This window comes from Bacillus sp. L75 (assembly GCF_003676355.1).
Lineage (GTDB): Bacteria > Bacillota > Bacilli > Bacillales > Bacillaceae > Bacillus > Bacillus velezensis.
The window spans coordinates 33,878-49,552 of sequence record NZ_ML064904.1; the positions used below are offsets into that span (position 1 = coordinate 33,878).

General features: G+C 46.4%; 15 protein-coding genes and 3 riboswitches. Of the genes, 7 read left to right on the plus strand and 8 right to left on the minus strand.

Features of this window, described 5'->3' with window-relative positions; genetic code table 11:
• The first annotated feature begins 2 nt into the window (after window positions 1-2).
• A complete protein-coding gene (locus tag D5S11_RS08730) occupies window positions 3-1,838 on the plus strand; it encodes a DNA ligase D (RefSeq protein WP_053104288.1) in 1,836 nt (611 codons plus the stop codon).
• Window positions 1,839-1,847: 9 nt separating this feature from the next.
• Here D5S11_RS08730 and D5S11_RS08735 read toward each other — a convergent pair whose 3' ends face one another.
• The 4 genes from D5S11_RS08735 to D5S11_RS08750 form a co-directional block, all read right to left on the minus strand.
• Complete coding sequence (locus D5S11_RS08735) at window positions 1,848-2,402, minus strand: YkoP family protein (RefSeq protein ID WP_007407215.1); 555 nt, start codon at window positions 2,400-2,402, stop codon at window positions 1,848-1,850.
• 178 nt (window positions 2,403-2,580) lie between these two features.
• The gene (locus D5S11_RS08740) at window positions 2,581-3,045 is read right to left on the minus strand and encodes a MarR family winged helix-turn-helix transcriptional regulator (protein WP_007610911.1); all 465 of its coding nucleotides are present in this window, start codon (window positions 3,043-3,045) and stop codon (window positions 2,581-2,583) included.
• A 142-nt stretch (window positions 3,046-3,187) separates the two neighbouring features.
• Window positions 3,188-3,370 (minus strand): Fur-regulated basic protein FbpA, encoded by a 183-nt coding sequence (gene fbpA / locus D5S11_RS08745; protein WP_003154731.1) that lies wholly within the window; start codon window positions 3,368-3,370, stop codon window positions 3,188-3,190.
• A gap of 88 nt (window positions 3,371-3,458) precedes the next feature.
• Complete coding sequence (locus D5S11_RS08750) at window positions 3,459-3,614, minus strand: hypothetical protein (protein WP_003154733.1); 156 nt, start codon at window positions 3,612-3,614, stop codon at window positions 3,459-3,461.
• Window positions 3,615-3,807: 193 nt separating this feature from the next.
• On the opposite strand from D5S11_RS08750, the gene D5S11_RS08755 reads away from it, so the two are divergent.
• On the plus strand, window positions 3,808-4,140 hold the full coding sequence (locus D5S11_RS08755) for a MerR family transcriptional regulator (RefSeq protein WP_003154734.1): 333 nt from the start codon (window positions 3,808-3,810) through the stop codon (window positions 4,138-4,140).
• Between the two features lie 35 nt (window positions 4,141-4,175).
• On the opposite strand, the gene mgtE is transcribed toward D5S11_RS08755, so the two are convergent.
• From mgtE to D5S11_RS08780, 3 genes are all read right to left on the minus strand, one after another.
• Window positions 4,176-5,531, minus strand: coding sequence for a magnesium transporter (gene mgtE, locus D5S11_RS08760; RefSeq protein WP_012117400.1), 1,356 nt, complete (start codon window positions 5,529-5,531; stop codon window positions 4,176-4,178).
• A 234-nt stretch (window positions 5,532-5,765) separates the two neighbouring features.
• Window positions 5,766-5,931, minus strand: a riboswitch (M-box (ykoK) riboswitch).
• A 106-nt stretch (window positions 5,932-6,037) separates the two neighbouring features.
• Entirely contained in the window at window positions 6,038-6,175 is a 138-nt protein-coding gene (locus D5S11_RS08775; protein WP_003154740.1) for a transcriptional regulator SplA domain-containing protein, read from the minus strand.
• Window positions 6,176-6,263: 88 nt separating this feature from the next.
• On the minus strand, window positions 6,264-7,526 hold the full coding sequence (locus D5S11_RS08780; RefSeq protein ID WP_007407217.1) for a glycoside hydrolase family 18 protein: 1,263 nt from the start codon (window positions 7,524-7,526) through the stop codon (window positions 6,264-6,266).
• Between the two features lie 148 nt (window positions 7,527-7,674).
• Window positions 7,675-7,788, plus strand: a riboswitch (TPP riboswitch).
• Window positions 7,789-7,967: 179 nt separating this feature from the next.
• Here D5S11_RS08780 and D5S11_RS08785 point away from each other — a divergent pair.
• From D5S11_RS08785 to D5S11_RS08795, 3 genes are read left to right on the plus strand one after another with little or no spacing between them, the layout of a single operon-like run.
• Window positions 7,968-8,567 carry an ECF transporter S component gene (locus D5S11_RS08785; protein WP_039062971.1) on the plus strand — a complete coding sequence of 200 codons (600 nt, stop codon included), beginning with the start codon at window positions 7,968-7,970 and terminating at the stop codon, window positions 8,565-8,567.
• Window positions 8,554-10,191, plus strand: a complete 1,638-nt coding sequence (locus tag D5S11_RS08790; RefSeq protein WP_108725007.1) for an ABC transporter ATP-binding protein — start codon at window positions 8,554-8,556, stop codon at window positions 10,189-10,191. The genes D5S11_RS08785 and D5S11_RS08790 overlap by 14 nt, the downstream gene beginning before the upstream one ends.
• Complete coding sequence (locus D5S11_RS08795) at window positions 10,166-10,927, plus strand: HMP/thiamine ABC transporter permease ThiX (RefSeq protein WP_007407220.1); 762 nt, start codon at window positions 10,166-10,168, stop codon at window positions 10,925-10,927. Before D5S11_RS08790 ends, D5S11_RS08795 begins: the two co-directional genes overlap by 26 nt.
• Before the next feature lie 45 nt (window positions 10,928-10,972).
• Here D5S11_RS08795 and D5S11_RS08800 read toward each other — a convergent pair whose 3' ends face one another.
• On the minus strand, window positions 10,973-11,806 hold the full coding sequence (locus D5S11_RS08800; protein ID WP_007407221.1) for an STAS domain-containing protein: 834 nt from the start codon (window positions 11,804-11,806) through the stop codon (window positions 10,973-10,975).
• A 219-nt stretch (window positions 11,807-12,025) separates the two neighbouring features.
• Here D5S11_RS08800 and D5S11_RS08805 point away from each other — a divergent pair, with 219 nt between their 5' ends.
• Window positions 12,026-12,985 (plus strand): S8 family peptidase, encoded by a 960-nt coding sequence (locus D5S11_RS08805; RefSeq protein WP_007407222.1) that lies wholly within the window; start codon window positions 12,026-12,028, stop codon window positions 12,983-12,985.
• A gap of 139 nt (window positions 12,986-13,124) precedes the next feature.
• Window positions 13,125-13,279, plus strand: a riboswitch (SAM riboswitch).
• 83 nt (window positions 13,280-13,362) lie between these two features.
• Window positions 13,363-15,651 carry a 5-methyltetrahydropteroyltriglutamate--homocysteine S-methyltransferase gene (gene metE / locus D5S11_RS08810; RefSeq protein WP_108725008.1) on the plus strand — a complete coding sequence of 763 codons (2,289 nt, stop codon included), beginning with the start codon at window positions 13,363-13,365 and terminating at the stop codon, window positions 15,649-15,651.
• The last annotated feature ends 24 nt before the right edge of the window (window positions 15,652-15,675 follow it).

Genomic DNA, 15,675 nt, shown 5'->3' on the forward strand with positions numbered 1-15,675 from the left:
TCATGGTGCTGACGATGCAGCCGATTTTGACCTCTGTACCGCCTGAAGGCAGTGAGTGGCGCTATGAGGTAAAGTATGACGGGTTCCGCTGTCTTCTCCGCATAGACGAAAGCGGCGTTACATTAACCAGCAGAAACGGACAGACGCTGACGAATCAATTTCCGGAAATCACAGCTTTTGCGGCTCGGTGTTTTCAGCACATGAAAGACAGGTTCCCCATTACGCTTGACGGAGAGCTTGTCTATTTAATCAATCCGTACAGAGCGGACTTTGAGCATCTTCAAATCCGCGGACGTTTAAAACGGACGGAAGCAATTGAAAGCACCGCTGATAGACGGCCGTGCCGCTTTCTGGCATTTGATCTCCTCGTTCTGGAAGGCGCGGGCACCGTTTCATTACCGTATGTGAAACGGAAACGCGCCCTTTCCAAACTGCTTAAAGAAGCAAATCTTCCAGCCTGCCCTCATCACTTAGCGGAAGAAGCGATTCAATACATTCCGGAACACACTGACTTTGATGCGCTTTGGGACAAGGTCGTCCGCCATGACGGAGAAGGTATCGTAGCAAAAAGGGCTTCCAGCGGCTGGGCGGAAAATAAACGCTCCCCCGACTGGCAAAAGTATAAACATATGAAAACGGCACATGTGCTATTAACCGGGTTTAATCCGAAGAACGGGTATGTAACGGCCTCTGTTTTAAAAGACGGCACCGCCGTCCCGATCGCTTCCGTTTCCCACGGCATGCAGGCGGAAGAAAAAAACGCCGTCAGAACCATTATGGAGACCCACGGAAAAAAACAAAAAAGCGGCGAGTATACACTTGAGCCTTCTATCTGCATGACCGTGCAGTATTTAACCATATTGCAGGACACGCTGCGTGAAGTATCTTTTGTGTCTTTTCAGTTTGAAATGGATTGGACGGAATGCACGTATCAGCAGCTTATCCTTCACTCTAAAACGCTGCCGCCGAAGCTGCAGTTCACAAGCCTGGATAAGATTGTTTTTAAAAAACGTGAAAAAACGAAAGCAGATTTCCTTAGTTATATGGTGAAAATGAGCGATTTTCTTATGCCCTTTCTTAAAGATCGGGCCGTCACGGTGATCCGTTATCCGCACGGCGCGCCTGGCGAATCTTTTTTTCAAAAAAACAAACCGGACTACACGCCGGACTTTGTCTCAAGCGTGTTTGACGGGAGCCACGAGCACATCGTATGCAGCAGCATACCGTCACTTCTATGGCTGGCCAATCAGCTGGCGCTTGAATTTCACGTTCCGTTTCAGACAGTGCATTCTGAAAGGCCCGCAGAAATCGTCATTGATCTTGATCCTCCGTCAAGGAATGATTTTCCTATGGCAGTGGAGGCTGCGCATGTGCTGAAACAGCTGTTTGACTCATTAAGCATTACGTCATTCCCGAAGCTCTCCGGAAATAAAGGCATTCAGCTCTACATCCCGCTTTCACCGGAAGCATTCACCTATGAAGAAACCCGTGCGTTCACAATGCTCATCGCCGATTATTGCGTCAGGACGCGGCCGGATCTTTTTACGACAGAGCGGTTTATCAAAAACCGAAACGGCAGGCTCTACCTAGATTACTTGCAGCATGCCGAAGGGAAAACCATTATCGCCCCCTATTCGACCCGGGGCAACGAATTGGGAACGGTTGCGGCTCCCCTTTATTGGAGTGAAGTCAACTCCTCTTTAACACCTGATGATTATACGATCGATACAGTAGTGAACCGCGTCAGGACAGAGGGAGATCCGTTTTATGATTTTTACCGGAATCCGCAGGACGGCCCGCTTTCAATCGTGCTTGAGCAAATCAAGAGAAAGAGCTGACGCTTTTTGTCAGCTCTTTTCAGTCTGATACGTGCACATCAATTTTTCTTTGGAAATAAATAAATAGCAGGAGTAAGGAATGTTTTTGAGGGTGAGCTGTTTTGCAGTAAAGTATAAAATCGGAATATGGGCCGCTTTCTTAAACAGCCTGTAGCAGCCGCTGGACGGTTTTATCACATCAAAACCGAGTCTCGCAGCTCCTTTATGAAGCATTGTAATGCCGACGACTCCCTTAATCTCGTCTTTCCGTTTATGCTGGTTAATATAATCCGCTAAATGAGGCATGGATTGATATACCTTCTGATATAGCATAATCCCCCTTCTGACCGCGCTTTCAATAGGCTGCAGCTCTTTCAGGAGTTTGACATTATGAAGATGAATCTTAACTAACACGTCGTTTTTTTTAATTCTGGTTCCGTCGCTCAGGATGACTTCTTTTCCTTTATATCTAGTCAAACGGACGCGGAATACATTCGATTGCCGTTTATCAATCAGCGTCAGCCGGGTAAAGAAGAAATAAAGCGGATCAAGTAAGTACCATATAGACAGCAGACAGCTTCTCACATGTTCACCTTCTTTATATTCAAAGCACCCTCATATTTTGGCATGGGGCATGTCACATTATGATTGGTAAATAATGATGCCGACCTGTATCAGCTTATGCAAAAACCGCTTCAGGCTCTACTGTCCGGAACAGAAAAAAACACTCTTCGTGAAGAAGAGTGTTTGTATCCGCTTTCTTTTAACGGAAAAGCAAATGCTGGCTGTGAATTCCCGCTTTTTTCAGTAAGGCTATCAGCTGTTCCTGTTCCTCAGGCATAAGTCCTGAAAACGCTCTCGCAATTCTCAATGAATGAATCGGATAAATTTTATCCAAATACTCGTTTCCTTTATCAGTTAAATGGGCGTAAACAGACCGTTTGTCCTTAGGGTCTTGTTCTCTGACCAAAAACCCGTTTCTTTCAAGCTTGTCGATGACATAGGTGACATTCCCGCTGACAAGCAAAAGACGCGACCCGATTTGCTGAAGCTTTTGCGGTCCTCTCGTATAGAGCAGCTCCAAAACGGCAAATTCAGTCGGATTAAAACCGTGTTCTTTACTGTCGCGGATGCTGTGTTCAGACACACTCTTGAAAGCCCTTGCAAAAACTTTGTACAAATTCATCGAACGCATCACTTCTTCTTCGTTAAATGATAATCTCATCATATCTACCCCGTATTTAAGATTTTTATAAAAAAATAATGTAAACCCTTACAATTCATAAGAGTCGATCTTTGTTTTATATTCTATTCGTGCCGTTTTTCAGAATTCCTTCTTTTTTATATAAAAAAATACCCTTATACATCATTTAATTTGTATAAGGGTTCCGTTCTTTATAGGGAATGTTCCGAAAAAAATACGCGTATTCCTTTCTCAGCTCCGTAATTGTCATGGAATTGAGTATTTCTTTCGTATAGACTCCGATCTGCAGAAGCTTTTTGGAATAATGGTTTCTCTCTTTGTCCAATGCATTTTGAAGCAAACGACTCATGGCGGCCTCCTTTGTTTTCCGTTATTCTATGATCAGAATAACGCTTTTATATCAAAGACGTATAAAGCCATTGTAAAACTTCTGTAGATTATGATGTTTTTCGGTAAAGTCCGTTCTGGACGGCTCTGAGCAGCGGAAAAGCGTGTTCCCCGGCAAGCTGCATGAACGCCTCCAGCATTTCATCGCGTTTCATATCTAATTCAATGATTTCTTTTGCCAGCGAAACCGCTTTTTCTTTCTCCATTCCTATCCTTCCTCCTCATTGTGTCTGTACAGTAAGCATAAAACGGGGCACAGAACCATGCATTAACCTTGTCAATTTTTCTGCCGCTTTTTTTCTAAAATTTTCTATTCCGCGTCAGAAAACCTGACAAGCGTCAGGTTTTTTCTCTTTTTTTCTTATATAATATGAGTAAAAGACATCCAGGGGTGGAAAAATGACGACAGACGAACAATCTTACAAAGATAAAAAAGTAATCTCGATCGGCATTGTAAGCGAATTAACCGGATTGTCAGTCAGACAGATCAGATACTATGAAGAACGGAAATTAATCTATCCGCAGCGTTCATCACGGGGAACGAGAAAGTATTCCTTCGCGGACGTTGAGCGGCTGATGGATATTGCCAACAAGCGGGAAGACGGCGTGCAGACGGCTGAAATTTTAAAAGACATGCGAAAAAAAGAACAGGCTCTCAAAAACGACCCGCAGCTCCGCAAAAAAATGCTGGAAGGACAGCTTAATGCTCATTTTAAGTATAAAAACCGCTAATCAAAAAAGTCCGCCTCCTGTGAGACGGACTTTTTTTATAAAGCATGAAGAAATGCAGTTGCAATGCCGAAATAAATTAATAAGGACAAAATATCGTTCAGCGTCGTAATCAGCGGTCCTGATGCAATCGCCGGGTCAATGTTCAGTTTATGAAGAATAATAGGGACGATCGTTCCGGCCATCGTACCGATAATCAACGTTGCAAGCAGCGATGAACCGACGACAAAACCGAGCGTTAAGTCTTTCTGCCAGACGGTTGCGACAATCGTAATCGCGATCGCACAGACGATGCCGATATAGATACCGGTTCTTAATTCACGGAAAATCAGTTTAAAGATGGTTTTTTTATTCATTTCTTCTTTAGCCAGTCCTCTGATGACGACGGCGAGTGACTGTGTGCCTGTATTACCCGTCGTTCCCGCGATCATCGGCATGAAAAACGCGAGGGCGACTACTTTTTGCAATGTATCTTCAAAATAATTCAGAATGCTTCCGGAAATCAATCCGATAAACAAAAGCAGAATGAGCCACGGCAAACGGCGGTACGCCGCAACGTACGCTTTCGTATCAAATGTAATCGCCTTACCGGAGGCTGCGAATTTTTCGTAATCTTCATCGGCTTCTTTAATCACGACGTCAATAATATCATCGACAGTGACAATACCGACAAGCACATGATTTTCTTCCACGATCGGAATGGCTAAAAAGTCATACCGCTGGATCAGCCGGGCGACTTCTTCCTGGTCTTGGAGCACCCCGGCCGAGATGACACGCGTAAACATGAGATCCTGCACTTTATCCTCAGGCTCGCCGAGAATTAAATCTCTGTAAGAGAGCACTCCGACAAGCTGCTTGCTGTCATTAATTACGTACAAATAATTTATTGATTCTGCGATTTCTGCAAAGCTTTTCAGCTTCACAACCGCATCTTTTACTGTATAATGCTGCGGAATCCAGACGAAGCGGTTCGTCATCATCCGTCCCGCCGATTCTTGCGGATAGTTCATCAAAAGCTGCACGGCCTTTGATTCCTCAGCCTCCATGCTGGATAAAAGCTGTTCTTTCAGTTCTTCATCCATCTCTTCCAGCAATGCGGCGAGATCGTCGTTATCCATTTTATTCATTGCGAGAGTGGCTTTCGTTTTACCGACTTTATGCAAAACGGCAAGCTGAAATTCCCGCTCCAGCTCTCCGATCATGTCGGTGATGTCATCAACCGTCATATATGACAGATAGCGGGCCCGGTGCTTTTCCGGCATTTCTTTAAACAAAAATGCCATGTCATAGGGCTGAAGCTCATCTATCATGTTTCGGAATTCTTTTATTTTTCCGTCCCGCAATAAAATGATAATGCGTAATATGAGTTCGTCATAGGTCATGTTTTGGACCATCGGGACTCGTACCTCCTTTACGGAGACGCGCCGTCCGTCAAGGGAAGTGCGGCGGTTTGTCTCCTCATCATGTCGTCACTGGTTATCTGGCTGTATATGGGTACTTCTTCTGACATACTCGAATGGGGAGAATCCATACTCCGCACCTCCTTATCATGCTCAGTCGTGTACGTTTTGAGGCATAAAAAAAACCTTCTGATATGAAGGCGAAAACAAGCACGGCAAATAAACGTGCGGGGCCTCCAATCGTAGAGCTTTAGCACTGTATGGCATAGGACAGCCATCCAGCTGCGTTAAGAATCACCTTATGTCGATGATTCCTGTTGACCCATTGGCGTCTTTGGACATTTTTGGGCAGCAGCGTATCTCCATACAGGAGCCTCACCTAACGAAGTTCTTATTTGAATTGACACACTGAGATTACAGAAAAAAAAGGAATGTGTCAACCTTAAATTTGTGATTTTAGCACATGCCTATAAAATAAACGGAATAAAGGCATAAAGCCCTTATTCCGGCAAATCGCTTTCATCCTCTTCTGAAAGGAAATGATAGGATTCATGCAGCATGAGCGCGTACTCCCCTTCTTTTGTCGGATGCGGTACATACTCAGCCTCGTTGATATACTGCTCTTCCCTTTTCTTCATATGACAGACCTCCTGTTCAATTTTAGATTGTCCAAAAGAAGACCCGTTATCATAGGAAAAAAAATTACTTGCGTAGCGGGACATGCAGCTATATTTTTCGGATCGTGAAAAAGTTCCTAAGCAGCCACGGGCCCGGTTTGAAACCGAGCGTTAATTGCCACGCGCCGATCGCCTGCAGTCCGAACTCCCGGACGAGAACCATTTTTTCACTCATGCTCCGCACATCCTCAAACCACACTTCATGCGTTCTTCCATTTTCATCAGTATACCGGAAGTAAGGGGAACGCTCCTGCTGGGAATAACGGATCACTGATTGATGCTTCATGGCCGTTTCCATGGCGCGCTGATTGGAGATGGCGGATCCGATCGTTCCCGGACGGTACGGAATCACCCAATCATACCCGTATAGCGGAACACCGAGAATCACTTTTCTTCTCGGCACCCTGCTGATGGCAAAATTGATCGTTTGCCTGACCTCTGTCAAAGGCGCCACGGGTCCCGGCTCACTGCCGGCGTGGTGCCAGTCGTACGCCATAATGAACATATAATCGACGACGGCTCCGATTCCGCCGTAATCATATCCCCTCAGCCACGGCACTGCATCACTTGTTTTCGCCGGAACCGATATCGTTAACGCGAGCTGATGCTCTGAAAGCCGGGTTTTTAACTGCCGGAGAAATCCTGTGAAGAGGTCCCTGTCAGCTTCTCTGACCCGTTCAAAATCAATATTTACACCGCCGTATCCCTTTCTTACGGTTAAGGAGACGATATTGTTGACGAGATTCGTTCTTGCCGTCGGATTTTGCAGCACTTGATGGGCTAATTCCGGACTGAATCCCCCTTCTGTCAGATTCGTAATGACGGCAAGCGGGCGCACTCTGTTCTGCCATGTGGTTTCTATTGCGGTTCTGTCGTTTAAATCGTTAATGATATCTCCGTTCGGGCCAAAATGATATTCAAACAAAGAAATCGCCGAAGAATACGGCGCAAAATCATTAATTAGCTCTCTATCCGCTTCAGGCGTCCGAATGACATAAAATTGCAGGGTTCCCGCAAGATAGTTAGAGATATCAGGGATCTTCACTTTCATACCCGCCCGCAGCCGGTTCGGCGGAATATCCGGGTTTGCCTGCATCAGCTGCATCTGCGGCACATAAGCCTTACCTGCGATAACGGCATACGTATCATTCGGCTGAACCGTATATTCATTAAGAGGGATTAAAAGCGCCTGCCCCGGAACGATATTCGTTTCCTCAAGCCCATTGACGCTTCTGATGCTGTCAACAGGGTATCCGTACTTTCTGCTGATGGAAAATAACGAGTCACCAGACTGCACTGTATGAACAAACATAGATGTCCTCCGTTTCCTTTTGATCAAAAGGGCTCTACTTATCTTTATGAATGATCATCCGGTCCGATTCCAAACTCTGTTTGAAGAAAGGCTGTTTACAAATCAGACATGATCAACTATGATGATGTCATCATAAAAAACTGTATAGGAAACGCACTAGGGGTGCTGTTATCGGCTGAGATAAAACATGCGGCAGGCATGTTTTGATCCCTTATAACCCGATCTGGATAATACCAGCGTGGGGAAGTGCAGATTGACCGGAGCGCAGGGTTTTTCCCCATGCGTTTTCGTTCTGCTGCTGCATATTCCCTCGGATATGCAGTTTTTTATTTTTCATTAAAAAACGGGGGAGGACACCGCAATATGAAACTGAATATGAACCGCCTGTAAAATCATCTCTTTCATACATACGACTATCCGATAAGAAAGCAGGAGATCACAATGAAAAATTGGAAAATGAGAGAAATTGTCGTCATGTCCGTCATCAGTGTTGTATTTGCTGTCATTTATTTAGTATCAACTCATGCAAGCAATATAGCGGCAGGATTTTTCGGCCGGATGAGCTACGAACCGATTTACGGTATCTGGTTTATCGTCTCGGTGATTGCCGCGTACATTATTCAAAAACCGGGAGCGGCTCTCGTTTCTGAAATCATCGCCGCGTTTGTGGAGTGCTTACTCGGAAATCCGTCAGGACCGATGGTGATTCTGATCGGGATCGCACAGGGAATCGGTGCGGAAGCGGTCTTTTTTGCGACACGCTGGCGGATGTATACCCTGCCCGTGCTTCTTTTATCCGGTATGGGTTCTTCTGTGACGAGCTTCATTTATGACTTGTTCGTTTCCGGATACTCTGTTTTGAATCCGGGTTTATTAGCCGTCATGCTTCTCATCCGTCTGATCTCAGGTGCGCTTCTTGCCGGCCTTCTCGGCAAAGCAATCAGTGATGCGCTGGCTTACACAGGGGTGCTGAACGGCATGGCGCTCGGAAAACAATTCAAGAAGAAAAAGAAACAGGTGAACCAAGATGCAGGCATCTGAGCCCCTTCTATTGGCCGGCCGTCTTACCTTTTCTTATGATCAGGATGAAAAGCCGATTCTTCAAAACGTGTCCTTTCAGCTCCGGAAAGGAGAGCGGGCTTTATTGCTCGGGCCGAGCGGATGCGGCAAAAGCTCGCTCGCTCTCTGTTTAAACGGTCTGTACCCGGAAGCATGCGATGGGGTTCAATCGGGAACCGTTTCTTTATACGGAACACCTCTTTCACATCTGACAGAACCCGCCGCCAGATCCATCGGCGTCGTGTTTCAAGATCCGGACCAGCAGTTTTGCATGCTGACGGTTGAAGATGAAATCGCCTTCGGCCTGGAAAATTTGCAATATACAAAAGAAGATATGGACGCAATCATCGATGACGTTTTGGCAAAATTAGAGATCACTCATTTGAAAACGCGAACGATCGCTTCGCTGTCAGGCGGTTCAAAACAAAAAGTGGCGCTTGCCTGTATCATTGCGATGGAACCGGAACTCATTATTTTGGACGAACCGACGGCACAGCTTGATCCATATTCCGCACGTGAATTAGCGCGGCTGATCAAAGATCTTCAAGCAAAAAAAGGATTCGGCCTTCTCGTTATCGAACATCAGCTTGATCATTGGGCGCCGTGGATGGACAGGACGATTGTCCTTGACGAAACGGGTCAGAAGGTGATGGACGGAGAGACGGACGTTATCTTTGAAACAAAGATTGAAGAGCTGATAGAGCTCGGCATTCCGATTCCGCGTGTGATCTCATTGCAGGAGCACGTCAGCATTCCTTTTACATTGTGTAAAGAAAAGCTGTTTCAAGAATCTGTACCGTCTCTGCCCGAACCCCGGCCCGCCGCGCTTTCGGCAGAAGACGCGCTGAGCGTTCACGAGCTGTCATTCTCAAGAGGGGCAGACGTCATTTTTCAGGATGTGAGCTTTTCCGTAAAAAAAGGTTCAATCACCGCGATTGCCGGCCCTAACGGAACAGGAAAATCCACGCTCCTTTCTGCCGCGGCCAAGCTCATCCGTCCGCTGGGCGGAGACATCAAAATAGACGGCAGACCGATTGATTCCTATTCTGAAAAAGAGCTGCGGCGGCTGATCGGATATGTTTTCCAAAATCCTGAACACCAATTTGTCACAGATTCCGTCATTCAAGAGCTGATGTTCGGTTTTGAAAGCAGCAGAGCCGCAAAGGAGAAAGCTCTTCAGCTGTTAACCCGATTCGGCCTGAGACGCCATGCCTCACAGCATCCGTTTTCTTTAAGCCAAGGACAAAAACGCAGGCTCAGCGTCGCGACGATGCTTATGCACAATGTGAACGTTTTGATGCTTGATGAACCGACTTTCGGACAGGATGCCAAAACGGCGCGGGAGTGTATGCAAATGCTCCGTGAGATTCAAAAGGAAGGAACGGCTGTTTTGATGGTGACACACGATATGGAACTCGTCTCGGATTATGCCGACACGATCCTTGTGCTCTGCGGCACGAAACTGGTATTCCGGGGAACTCCCGACGCTTTATTTTCTGATAACACCGGGATCGCCGAGCAGGCGCATTTGGCTTTACCGCTGCGGTATGAATGGATGAAACACGACAGGAGGCGGAGAAATGAACTTGCGGCTGGAGGCTGTTAACCCGTCAATAAAGGCGGCGGCTGTATTGTTATGCGTCATTATGCTGTCGTTTATTTATAATCCGTACACCCCTGCTTTGTTTTATATCATCATTGCGGGAGGCGTCCTCTCGGCGGGGCGTGTGCCGCTGAAAAAATGGCTGCTGTTCACGATTCCGTTTGTCATTCTGGCCTTCGGTTCTTTATGGACAGCCGCCGTATTCGGAAACGTCCCGACAACCGGAAGCAACCTGCTGTTTAAGCTCGGGCCGATTGCCGTCAACAGTGATAACGCGGCGCTCGGGATTTCTATCGCGTTTCGTATTTTATGTTTTTCCGCTTTGTCGATGATGTTTCTTTTCACAACCGATCCGATTCTGTTCATGCTCAGTCTGATTCAGCAGTGTAAGCTGCCGCCCAAGCTTGCATACGGCGTTATCGCGGGGTTCCGGTTTCTCCCTCTTCTGAAAGATGAAATCCTGATCATCCGGCAGGCGCACAGAATCAGGGGCGCGGGGTCTGATTCCGGGCTGAAAGGAAAGCTCTCCGCCTTCAGGCGCTTCACCATTCCGCTATTGGCAGGCGCAATCAGAAAGGCGGAACGCACGGCGATCGCGATGGAATCTAAAGGCTTTACGGGGAGCCGAAACCGCACGTTTTACAGAACTGTTACCGTGCGCCGCGCCGACTGGTGCTTTTTCCTGCTCGTGCTTCTGTTATTCGGCGCAAGCTGGCTCATTTCATTGTTGTTTGTATAAAAACAGGCCGCCGGAGTGATTCGGCAGCCTGTTTTGTTATGTATGTTATTGATGATAATTGAGAGCCTGAGCGAGATTGGACTTGATCGTAATATCTGAGAAATTAATGCCGAGCTGTACGGCGGTTTGAGCGATTTCCGGCCTGATTCCGGATAAAGTGGACGTGACGCCGATCAATTTCAGCGCCTCAACTAATTTAAAAATCTGATGCGCCACCATCGTATCGACAACCACTACACCCGACAGGTCAATTAACAGATGTTCAATCAGCCGTTTTGCACATGTGCTCAGCGTATTTTCAAGAATGAATTTGGCGCGCTCCGTGTCAATATCGCCGACAAGCGGCAGCAGCGCCGTCCGTTTGCTCAGCGTGATAACCGGCGAGCTTAACTCCAAAATCATTTCTCTTTGCGCATTCAGCTGCATTTTTGAGTTATGCTCGGCATGATCGACAAACGTGTAAATCGTAAAATCAAATACTTGTACAATTAAATTCTCCCATTTCTTCCTTTCTCCCTGTGCAAACGAAGATTCATGTTTATCGGCAAACGCATCATAATAACTGATGTATAGTCTCCGGTTTCTCATGAATTCACGGACCACATACTGTACGGGAGTATCCAGATGCTTCTGGTCTTTCGCAAGCTCAATCACCCACTGCTCGAACTCTTCTAAAAATTCTTTTTTCGGCATGATATACATTTTATTAATATGCCGGTAAAATTCTTTATCCTGCTCCGTCAGTTCTTCTGTGATGACGGGATTTGTCAAAGAATAAATCGAATTCGGATCCGAATCTTCCATCGTTTCGATCCACTCTTTCGCAATTTGATCCACTTGTTCTGAAAAATAGTTGTATAATGCTTCACTTATCTTCATATCTCTTCTCCTTTCCCATTTCCAATTATACCGTCAGCGGATCATGAATGAAAATAAAAGCTGTTAAACTATCCATTTATTTGAAATTTTTTAGTGCGATAGATTACGCCTTTTTTATGAAAATGCTTCAAATGACTCTTTCCGGCCGGCATGCTCTGCCATAAAATAGTAGCAACACCCTTGTATCCACTCGCAAGCATAAAAAAGGAGGGCTTTTTTATGAATGGTGAAATGCATTTGATTCCTTATGTCACGGATGAACAGATCATGGAGGTGAACGAGCTTCCAGAGGGGATTAAAGTGATTAAGGCGCCAGAGTTGTGGGCAAAAGGGTTTAAAGGCAAGGATATTAAAATCGCGGTGCTTGACACAGGCTGCGACATCAATCATCCTGATTTGAAAGACCGGATTGTCGGCGGGAAAAACTTCACCGATGATGACGGAGGCAAAGAAGACGCGATTTCCGATTATAACGGACACGGGACACACGTTTCCGGAACGATTGCCGCCAATGATTCAAACGGCGGAATTTCGGGTGTCGCGCCGGAAGCAAGCCTTTTAATCGTTAAAGTTCTCGGCGGTCAAAACGGCAGCGGCAAATACGAATGGATCATTAACGGCATCAACTACGCCGTTGAACAAAAGGCCGATATTATTTCCATGTCACTCGGCGGGCCAAGCGATGTGCCTGAATTGAAAGAAGCCGTCACAAATGCGGTAAAAAGCGGTGTTCTGGTCGTTTGCGCGGCAGGAAACGAAGGCGACGGAGACGAACGTACAGAGGAACTGTCGTATCCAGCCGCTTACAACGAGGTGATCGCAGTCGGATCAGTCTCAATCGCCCGTAAATCGTCTGAATTTTCAAACGCCAATAAAGAGATTGACCTGGTGGCTCCGGGAGAAAATATTCTCTCCACCCTTCCCAACCATAAATACGGGAAACTGACGGGCACTTCAATGGCCGCCCCGCATGTGAGCGGAGCGCTTGCCTTAATAAAAGGGCTTGAACAGGACGCGTTTCAGCGGACGCTTTCTGAGGCTGAAGTCTACGCCCAGCTCGTGCGGCGGACCCTTCCTTTGGACATCGCCAAAACATTGGCCGGGAACGGATTCCTGTATTTAGACGCGCCTGAAGTGCTGATGGAAAGAGCCGAACAGGCACAGCTGCTGTCTTTCTGATATTTTTCTCATATAATGATTGATCAGCTTGTCACATCACCAATTTTTAAAATGTGAGATTTTCTATTGACAGTGATCTGAATAAACTGATAAGATAACCAACAAATGATGTAACTTTTCAAAAAAATTGAAATATTTTCTCTTATCGAGAGTTGGGCGAGGGATTGGCCTTTTGACCCCAACAGCAACCGACCGTAATTCCATTGTGAAATGGGGCGCGTGATTTTTGCGCCGAGACGACTGTCTCATAAGGCACGGTGCTAATTCCATCAGACGTGATCTGAGAGATAAGAGAGGCTTGCATTTTGAAGTTAAAGCCTCTTTCTCTCATGAGAAAGAGGCTTTTTTGTTACATCTCACTTAAAGGAGGAAACTTAATGACAACAATCAAAACTTCGAACCTCGGTTTTCCGAGAATCGGCTTGAACAGAGAATGGAAAAAAGCGCTTGAGGCTTATTGGAAAGGAAACACTGACAAAGAAACGTTTCTTAAAGAACTTGACGGTTTATTCTTATCAGCTGTCAAAACACAGCTTGACCAACATATCGATATCGTGCCGGTCTCTGATTTCACCCATTATGACCATGTGCTTGATACCGCCGTCAGCTTTAACTGGATTCCGGAAAGATTCCGCAGCATCACGGATCCCGTTGATACATACTTTGCGATTGCCCGCGGTGTAAAAGACGCCGTTTCCAGTGAAATGACGAAATGGTTTAATACCAACTACCATTACATCGTCCCTGAATATGACGAAAGCATTGAATTCCGTCTGACGAGAAACAAACAGCTTGACGACTACCGCCGGATCAAAGAAGAATTCGGAGCGGAAACAAAACCTGTCATCGTCGGTCCGTACACATTCGTCACACTTGCGAAAGGATACGAAGAATCAGAAGCGAAAGCGATTCAAAAACGCCTTGTTCCTCTTTATGTTCAGCTGCTGAAAGAACTTGAAGCTGAAGGCGTAAAATGGGTTCAGATCGATGAGCCGGCCCTTGTGACAGCTTCTTCTGAAGACGTCCGTGCCGCAAAAGAACTCTATGAAGCGATCACAAAAGAGCTTTCAGGACTGAATGTCCTTCTGCAGACATACTTCGATTCGGTTGATGCATATGAAGAACTCGTTTCTTATCCTGTACAGGGAATCGGGCTTGACTTCGTGCATGATAAAGGCAGAAACCTTGATCAGCTGAAAAAGCACGGCTTCCCGAAAGATAAAGTGCTGGCAGCCGGTGTGGTCGACGGCCGCAACATTTGGAAAATCGATGTTGAAGAACGCCTTGATGCAGCTCTGGATATCCTCAGCCACGCTGATGTTGAGGAGTTATGGATTCAGCCTTCAAGCAGCCTTCTGCACGTGCCGGTGGCGAAACACCCTGACGAGCATCTTGAAAAGGATTTGCTGAACGGCCTGTCATACGCTAAAGAAAAACTGGCGGAACTCGGCGTCTTAAAAGAAGGGCTTCTGTCCGGCAAAGCGGCCGTCAGTGAGCAGATCGAAGAATCAAAAGCGGCACTTAAGGCTTTAAAAGCATTCGCAACAGGAGCGAACTCAGCTCAAAAAGAAGAGCTGAATCAGCTGACGGAAAAAGATTTCTCCCGTCCGGCAAGCTTTGAAGAACGATTGGCGCTGCAGAATGAATCACTCGGTCTTCCTCTTCTGCCGACGACGACAATCGGAAGCTTCCCTCAATCTGCCGAGGTGCGGAGCGCACGGCAAAAATGGCGCAAAAAAGATTGGACGGATGAACAGTACCAAGCCTTTATTAATGCGGAAACGAAGCGCTGGGTTGACATTCAGGAAGAAATCGGCTTAGACGTGCTCGTTCACGGAGAATTTGAGCGGACGGACATGGTCGAATACTTCGGTGAAAAACTGGCCGGATTCGCCTTTACGAAATATGCATGGGTGCAGTCTTACGGTTCACGCTGCGTACGTCCGCCTGTCATTTTCGGAGATGTCGAATTTATCGAACCGATGACGGTAAAAGATACGGTCTACGCCCAATCGCTGACGGAAAAACACATGAAAGGCATGCTGACGGGACCTGTCACCATCTTAAACTGGTCATTCCCGCGTGTGGATATTTCAAGAAAAGAAATCGCCTTCCAGATCGGGCTTGCCCTCAGAAAAGAAGTAAAAGCGCTTGAAGATGCCGGTATTCAGATTATCCAAGTGGATGAACCCGCGCTCCGCGAAGGACTGCCGTTAAAAACGCAGGATTGGGATGAATATTTAACTTGGGCCGCAGAAGCATTCCGGTTAACGACGTCTTCTGTGCAAAATGAGACGCAGATTCATACGCATATGTGTTACAGCAACTTTGAAGATATCGTAGATACGATCAATGATCTTGACGCGGATGTCATTACAATTGAACACAGCAGAAGCCACGGAGGATTTTTAGAATACTTGAAAGAACATCCTTACGTGAAAGGCCTCGGACTCGGTGTATACGACATTCACAGCCCGCGTGTGCCGGCAACTGAAGAAATCTATCAAATTATTGATGACGCGCTTGAAGTGTGTCCGACTGACCGCTTCTGGGTAAACCCGGACTGCGGACTGAAAACAAGACAGCAGGAAGAAACCGTTGCTGCATTAAAAAATATGGTCGACGCCGCGAAACAGGCACGAAAAAAACAAGCTCAGCTTGTATAATGAAAACAGCCATCCGTAACTTAC